The sequence below is a fragment of the Cellulomonas citrea genome, assembly GCF_009829685.1.
Lineage (GTDB): Bacteria > Actinomycetota > Actinomycetes > Actinomycetales > Cellulomonadaceae > Cellulomonas > Cellulomonas citrea.
Window position 1 is genome coordinate 21217 of the sequence record NZ_VWSD01000022.1, and the last position, 7270, is coordinate 28486.

The 7270-nt window shown below is 73.6% G+C and carries 8 protein-coding genes; all 8 read right to left on the reverse strand.

The window, feature by feature from the left end:
* Nucleotides 1–3 precede the first annotated feature (3 nt).
* Nucleotides 4–255, reverse strand: coding sequence for an FHA domain-containing protein (locus F2B26_RS04460; protein ID WP_159806862.1), 252 nt, complete (start codon nucleotides 253–255; stop codon nucleotides 4–6).
* A complete protein-coding gene (locus F2B26_RS04465; RefSeq protein ID WP_159806864.1) occupies nucleotides 240–941 on the reverse strand; it encodes an RDD family protein in 702 nt (233 codons plus the stop codon). The genes F2B26_RS04460 and F2B26_RS04465 overlap by 16 nt, the downstream gene beginning before the upstream one ends.
* Nucleotides 938–2173 (reverse strand): ROK family protein, encoded by a 1236-nt coding sequence (locus tag F2B26_RS04470; protein ID WP_159806866.1) that lies wholly within the window; start codon nucleotides 2171–2173, stop codon nucleotides 938–940. Before F2B26_RS04470 ends, F2B26_RS04465 begins: the two co-directional genes overlap by 4 nt.
* Entirely contained in the window at nucleotides 2157–3044 is an 888-nt protein-coding gene (locus F2B26_RS04475) for a carbohydrate ABC transporter permease (protein WP_159806868.1), read from the reverse strand. The genes F2B26_RS04470 and F2B26_RS04475 overlap by 17 nt, the downstream gene beginning before the upstream one ends.
* A complete protein-coding gene (locus F2B26_RS04480; protein WP_159806870.1) occupies nucleotides 3041–4009 on the reverse strand; it encodes a carbohydrate ABC transporter permease in 969 nt (322 codons plus the stop codon). Before F2B26_RS04480 ends, F2B26_RS04475 begins: the two co-directional genes overlap by 4 nt.
* A gap of 176 nt (nucleotides 4010–4185) precedes the next feature.
* Nucleotides 4186–5532, reverse strand: coding sequence for an extracellular solute-binding protein (locus tag F2B26_RS04485; RefSeq protein ID WP_159806876.1), 1347 nt, complete (start codon nucleotides 5530–5532; stop codon nucleotides 4186–4188).
* Between the two features lie 92 nt (nucleotides 5533–5624).
* Nucleotides 5625–6803 carry an ROK family transcriptional regulator gene (locus tag F2B26_RS04490; RefSeq protein WP_159806872.1) on the reverse strand — a complete coding sequence of 393 codons (1179 nt, stop codon included), beginning with the start codon at nucleotides 6801–6803 and terminating at the stop codon, nucleotides 5625–5627.
* Between the two features lie 113 nt (nucleotides 6804–6916).
* A partial coding sequence (locus tag F2B26_RS04495; protein WP_235929498.1) for a PfkB family carbohydrate kinase occupies nucleotides 6917–7270 on the reverse strand: 354 nt, incomplete at its 5' end.

The following is a 7270-nucleotide window of genomic DNA, read 5'->3' on the forward strand; positions in this document are numbered from 1 at the left end:
GGCTCAGGCACCCCGCACGACGAGCGAGACGGTGAAGGCCCGGCGGCCGAGCCGGACGCGTGCACCCTCGGGGAGCGCCAGGCGGGTCGCGGCCGGCAGCGCGGCGGTGGTCCCGTCGTCGGCGAGCACCTCGGTGCCGTTGGTCGAGCCGAGGTCGGTGAGCCACACGCCGTCGCGGGCGTGCTCGAGGCGCAGGTGGTTCTTGGACACGGTGCCTTCGTCGTCGTGGACGGTGATCGTCAGGTCGGTGGGCACGGCAGGTGCGGGGCCGCGCCCCAGCACGGCGACCGCGCCCAACGGCAGGTACTCGCGCTGCCCGGTGTCGAACACGAGGAGCAGCGCGCTGTCGGCGACGGCGGCCGGGCCGGACGCTCCCGCCGGTCGACCGCGACGACGACGGTGCCGGCGGCCCGGTCGGCCCAGCTGCGCCGTCGACCGGTGGGGTCCCAGGCGCTCGAGGCGACCACGACCCAGGCGCCGACGGTCCCGGCGAGCACACCGAGGGCGAGGACGGCCCCGCGTGCCGCCTGGCGCCCGACGCCCGGGGACATCGGACCGTCGTCCCGGCTGGTGCGCAGCCGCAGCAGGGCGTTGCCCACCGTGAGCCCGGTGCGGGCCTCCCACAGCGCGAGGGCGAGGGCCGCCTCCAGCCCGAGGACCGCCACGAGCACCGGCGACCGGGTGGTCACGGCGGCGGCCACCAGCACCGCGAGCACGAGCGCCGCATCGCAGGTGAACGCCGCGAGGCGTCGGCCGACCCCGGCCGCACGGCCGCGGAGCTGCGGGCCGAGCGCACCTGGCGCGGCGCGCCGACGGCCCTCGCCGGACGCGCCGGCAGGGGGCCGGAGGCCCGGGTCCCGCCGTGCCCCGCAGGTCTGGCACTGCGGACCCTCGCCCAGGGGGGCGCGGCAGTTCCAGCACACCGCGACGGCCGCGCTCATGCCGCCACCAGCGCGCGCAGGTGGTCGATCAGGTCACCGGCGAGCAGCCCGGCCGGCAGGCTGAGCGCGATCGTCAGCGTCTCGGCGATGTCGGCCGTCCGCGACAGGACGAGCGAACGGGCGCCGCGTCCGACGAGGACGACGAGGCCCGCGACCACCAGACCCGCGAGCAGCGCGGCGCAGGCTGCGAGTGCCGCACCCGTGGCGGGCAGGGCGTCGAGCGCCAGCCGCGCACCGACGACGACCGCGACCGCCGCCGAGCCGCGCGGCGCCCAGTGCAGGCCACGCACCCCGACGCTGCGCGCGAGGAGCGTCATCGCGGTCGCGTAGCAGATCAGCAGCGCGATCCGGCCGCCCAGCACCAGACCGCCGGCAGGCTCCGCGGGGACGGCGAACGGCAGCGACACCGCCCCGAGCACGCTGAGCACGAGCGTGCCGGACGTGCGTGCGGCGGTCGCGGCCTGCACCTGTCCGCCGATCCCGGCACCGTCGACGGGGCCCGGGTCGGCCGGGACGCGACCGCGGATCGACCACCGGGTGCCCATCGAGGCCTCGTAGTCGATGAAGTAGCCGTCGGGGACGTCGAGCAGCGTGCTGGGCAGCGCGCGCAGCGCCAGCGGGACGGCTCCGACCGTCACGGCGGCGGCCACCTGCGGCCCCCAACCGACGAACAGCACGACCGCCCACACGAGCGCCGAGGCCAGCAGGACGACCGCAGCGGCCCCCAGCGCACCCCGGGAGCGGGCCCCGGGGTCGGCGACGACGGTGACGACGAGCAGCAGCCCCGCGGCCAGCCCGGTGCCCAGGGCGAGGAAGGCGAGGTCGTCCACATCGGTCTCCCCCGCGGCGACGAGCACCTGCCGGGCCCCGATCGCCGCGGCGTTGAGGTCGTTCTCGCAGCGCACCGGCACGCCCAGCCGCTCGGCGAGCAGCGCCGCGAGGGCCACCGGCTCGTCGATGCCGAGGTTGACCGCGTGCTCGACCCGGCCGGCCTCGGCGTCCACCACACCCGGCAACCCGACCCCGACCGAGCCCGGCCACACCTGGCCGGCGACGGCGAGCACCCGGTCGACCGTCGTGACTGCGGCGTCCAGCACCCCGGCCACCCCGTGCACCGTGGGTGTGCGGGCGGTCGCGAGCACCGCACCGGCCTCGTCGAGCAGCACGGCCTGGGTCTTGGTGCCCCCGATGTCGAGGCCGACCCGCAGCCTGCGGTCAGCCCTTGACGGCACCGGACACCAGCCCCGACGTCATCCGACCCTGCACGAAGAGGAAGAACACGATGACCGGCACCGCGATGAGGCTCGAGGCCGCCATCACCTGCCCCCAGTCGGTGTCCCGGCTGGCCGAGGCCTGCACGAAGGACCGCAACCAGATCGGCAGGGTCTTGGACGCGTCGGACTGCAGCACGACGAGCGCCACCGTGAACTCGTTCCAGGCCTGCAGGAACGCGTACACCCCGGAGGCGACCAGCCCCGGCGCGAGCAGCGGGAAGGTGATCCGCACGAACGCCTGGGTGCGCGAGAGCCCGTCGACCATCGCGGCCTCCTCCAGCTCGATCGGCACCCCCGCGACGAAGCCGCGCAGCATCCACACCGTGAACGGCACGACGGCCGCGATGTAGAGGATCGAGACGCCGAGCACGGTGTTGAGCAGGTGCAACGACCCCACCAGACGGTACTGGGCGATGAAGAGGCCCTCGGCCGGCAGCATCTGGATGAGCAGCACGGCGAGGATGAAGCCGCGTCGGCCGCGGAACCGGAACCGGCTGATCGCCAGGGCCGCGAGGAACGCGAAGACCAGGGTGACGAGCAGGGTCAGGAAGGTCACCGCGAGCGACATCCGCAACGCGGGCAGGAACGAGCCCGACGCCCAGACGCTCGCGTAGTTGTCCCAGGAGGCGTTGACCGGCAGCAGGTGGACCCGCCCGTCCTGCAGCCGGACGCTCGACATGAACGACGAGTCGACCATCCAGTAGACGGGGAACGCCCAGGCCAGCGCGACGAGGACGCCGACGCCCGAGGCGAGCAGCCGGCCGGGGCGCACCCGGCGACGGCCCGGCGGGCGGAGGGCGGCCGGACGTGCAGCGGCGATCGTGCTCACGAGTCCTCCTCGTCGCGCAGCAGCCGACGGACGTAGCCCCAGGACAGGGCGACCGTGAGCACCAGCACGAAGATCGAGACGGCGGACGCGGCACCGAAGTCACCGGAGCCGACGCCGAGGGAGTAGATGTAGGTGCCGAGCAGGTTGGTCTCGCTCGGTGTGCCGCCGGCGTCCTGCAGCAGCCTGATCTGGGCGAACACCCGCAGGTCCCAGATGATCTGTAGCAGCAGCACGATGGACAGCACGGGCGAGATCATCGGCAGCGTGATCCAGCGGAACGCCTTGTACCCGCTGGCCCCGTCGAGCGCGGCGGCCTCGAGCACCTCGTCGGGCACCTGGGTGAGGCCGGCGTAGGCCGAGAAGGCGACGAACGGCACCGACATCCACACGACGATGACGGTGGCGACGAAGAAGAACGAGAGCGGGTTCTCCAGCCAGGAGTGCCCGGTGAAGTCCAGGCCGAGCGCGGTGAGCGCCGCGTTGACCACACCGTGCCGGTAGTCGAAGAGCCAGCGCCACACCGTCATCGAGGCGACCACCGGCATCGCCCAGGCGAGCAGCATCGCCACCTGGACCCCGATCCGCACGGGGGTGTGCACCACCTTCATGAGAAGGGCCACGAGCACCCCGACGAGCACCGTCACCCCGGCGTTGACCAGGCAGAACGCGATCGAACGGGCGACCACGGTCCACAGGTACGGGTCGGTGAACAGGTCGACGTAGTTGCGCAGGCCGACGAAGGTCGGAGGCTTGCCGAACTGCTGGGCCAGCCCGAACTGCTGCATCGAGGTGACCACCTGCCAGAACAGCGGGTAGGCCAGGGCGAGCAGCAGGATCGCGACCGACGGTGCGAGCAGCGCATAGGGCACCCGCGAGGGGCGCCGGCGGCGGACGGCCGGTACCGGCCCGGCGGTCGCCGGACCTGCGGTCGGCAGGACCGTGGTCGACGGCTCGTGGTGGTCCATCGGCCTCCTTCCATCGTGCGGGGGTGAGGTGCGAGGTGGGCAGCGCGACGTGGCCGGCCGCGGAGGACCGGTCGTGCACCGGCCCGGCCCCCGGGGCTGCACGCACGAGGCGCGCACAGCCCCGGGGACGGGGACGGGAGGTGGCCCGGCCCGCGCGCGGCGGGCCGGGCCGGGCGTCAGGACTTGCCGTTGAGGATCGGCGTGGCCTCGGCGTCGAACGCCTTGGCCGTGGCCGCGATGTCGGCGCCCTCGGAGATCTTCTGGAAGAACTCCTCCAGCTTCTTGCTCGACTCCAGGGCGGCCCAGCCCGGCGCGGCCGGCGTGAGCTTGGAGTTGAGCGCGGAGTTGATGAGCGCCTTGGCGAACTGGTCGTCACCGAGCGAGGACACGTAGTCCGCGTTGGCCGGGCCCAGGCCGTTCTTGCCGAGCATCTGCTGGTACTCCGGGCTGAAGATGATCTTCAGCAGCGACTTGGCCAGCTCGGGGTGCTGCGAGGCCGCGGAGATGCCGATGTTGGAGCCGCCGGCGAACACCGGGGCGTAGCCGCCGTCGACACCGGGCAGCGGGAAGACGCCGAAGGTCGAGTCGTTCCAGGTGCGGACGTCCTTGCCGTCCTTCTGACCCAGGTCACCGATCGACCAGTGCGCCCAGCCCGGCGCCATGATGGTCGCCGCGTCCAGGGAGTAGGCCGTCTTCGTGCCGTCGCCCGCCGTCACCGAGTCGGCGTCGTTGAGGTGGTTGTAGGTGTTGGCGTCGGTCGCGTCGCGCGGCGCCTTCGAGGCGGTGGTCCACAGCGTCTGGAGCTGCTTGAGCCCCTCCTGCGTCTTGGGGTCGGACATGGTCGACGTCCACGTGTCGCCGTTCTTCACCGCGAGCTCCCCGCCGTTGGCGAAGATCCAGGAGATGGCGTTGCGCCAGTCCTGCCCGCCCAGCCAGAAGCCGGACAGGTTCGCGATGCCCTTGGGGTCGGCCGCGGCGATCTTGGCGACGTCGGCGTTGAAGTCGCCGAGCGTGGCCGGCGGCGCGGTGACGCCCGCGGCGGACCACAGGTCGGACCGGTAGAACACGTACCGGGAGCCGAAGTAGTACGGCAGCGTGTAGTTCTTGCCGTCGACCTCACCGGCTGCGACGAAGCTGGGCAGCAGCTTGGCGCCGCCGAGCTCGTCGTACATGTCGGAGATGTCGAGGAACGCCCCCACGTTGGTGAACGTCGAGGACTGGGTGTTGCCCAGCTCGACCACGTCGGGCGTGTTGGCCTTGTCGGGCAGCGCGGTGGTGAGCTTGGTCACCAGGTCGCCCCAGTCCTGCTGCTCGATGACGAGCGTCGAGCCCGGGTTCTGCTTGGCGAACTCGGTCTTGAGGTACTCGCGCAGCGGGTCGGGGGTGTCGCCACCGGCCAGCCAGAGCTTGATGGTGGCCGGTGCCGGCGTGCCGGAGGGCGACGACGTCGTCGACCCGGAGCCGGACGTGCAGGCGGTGAGCGCGAGCGCGGCGACCGCGCCGAGCGCCGCGAAACGTAGCATCTTCACGTTGGGGTTCCTCCCGTGAGATAGGCGAGTGCCGGTCGGCGTCGCCGGGTGGAGCTTTCGACCTGCAAGGGGCCGGCTCGGGGTCGTCACGAGACCCCGAGCTGGCCCGACAGGACCAGGACGGCCGCGCCCGCGAGCGCGACGTCCTCGCCCAGTGACCCGGTGCGCACGACGAGGCCGGATCCGATGACCGGCATCGTGCGCGCCCGGAGGGTGTCCAGCGCCGCGGCCCGCAGCGGTCCGTCCAGCAGCTCCGGCGGACCGGAGAGCAGGACCTCCGCGAGGTCGAGGACGCTGACCACCGGCGCCAGGGCGAGCCCCAGCAACCGGCCCGCGGAGGCCAGGGCGGCCGCCGCGGAGTCGTGGTCGAGACCGGCCGTGCGCCGGCGCAGGGCCGGTACCGACAGCACGGTCTCCAGGCAGCCGTCACGCCCGCAGGCGCACGGGTACGGCGTCTCCCCCGTCGTGGCGTCCACGACGGTGACGTGCCCGATCTCACCGGCGGCGAAGTGGGTGCCGCGCAGCAGCCCCCCGTCGACGACGACGCCGGCACCCACACCGGCGCCGATGGTGAGCACGAGCGTGCCGGAGCCGGCCGCGCCGCCGTAGGTGAACTCGGCGAGCGCCCGGGTGTCGGCGTCGTTGGCGACGTGCACGGGGACGCCGAGCGCCTGCGTGAGCAGGGCGGCGAGCGGCACGTCCTGCCAGCCGCGGTTGGGGGCCTGCACGACGGTGCCGACGGGGTCGATGACGCCCGGGGAGGCGATGCCGGCGCCGATCACGCGACGGTCGGCCGCGTCGAGGACCTCACGGGCCAGATCGCGCACGAGGTCGACCGCGGCGGCCCCCGAGCGTCCGTCCCACGGCACCGACCGGCGCATGAGCACCTCGCCGTGCGGGGTGAGCAGGGCGCCGAGCGCCTCGGCGTCGTCGGTGAGGTCGAGCGCCACGATGGCGAGCTCGTCGGTGCGCATCCCGACGAGGGTGGCGGGCTTGCCGACGCGGCTCTCGGTGCGCACGCCCAGGTCGGCGACGAAGCCCTCCTCGACGAGCTCGGCGACCAGGTCGGAGACCGTGACCCGCGTGAGGCCCGTGCTGCGGGCGATGTCGGCGCGCGACGACGGGCCGGTGCGGAACAGGTGACCGAGGACGAGCGCCCGGTTGTGCGCCCGGGCGTGGCCGGGCAGCACCTTGGCCGTGGGCCGCAGGGCCCGTTCGACCCTGCGTGCCGCCCCGGAGGGCGACGTCTGCGCTGCCGTCGTCACATTTGTTAGTAGACCTTCCTAACTAATCGCGGTCAAGAGGGTGACGCGATCGTGACCAGAACGTGACGACTCGGACATCCGCGAGACCCACACCCCGCGCCGGGGCCAGCGGCTCAGCCGGTCCAGCCGAGCGCACCGCGGTGCCGCACCGACGCCGTCGCCGTCCGGACACCGGCCGCCAGCGCGTCGAGCGGACCGGCCCCTCCCGCGAGCGCCGCCGCCATCGCACCGTGCAGCACGTCCCCCGCCCCCAGGGTGTCGACCACCAGCCCCGTCGGGACCGCCTCGGGCGTCAGCTCCCGCACATCTCCCGGCCCGAGCAGCACCCGCACCGGCGCCGGCCCCGCCGACTGCACGTCCAGTGCCGTGTCGTTGAACTCGTGCACCCACTGGCTCCCCTGGTCGGGCTGCCTGATCTGGTACCCGGCCAGCACCCCCTGGCTCGCCAGGGTGACGCCAGGGTCCGC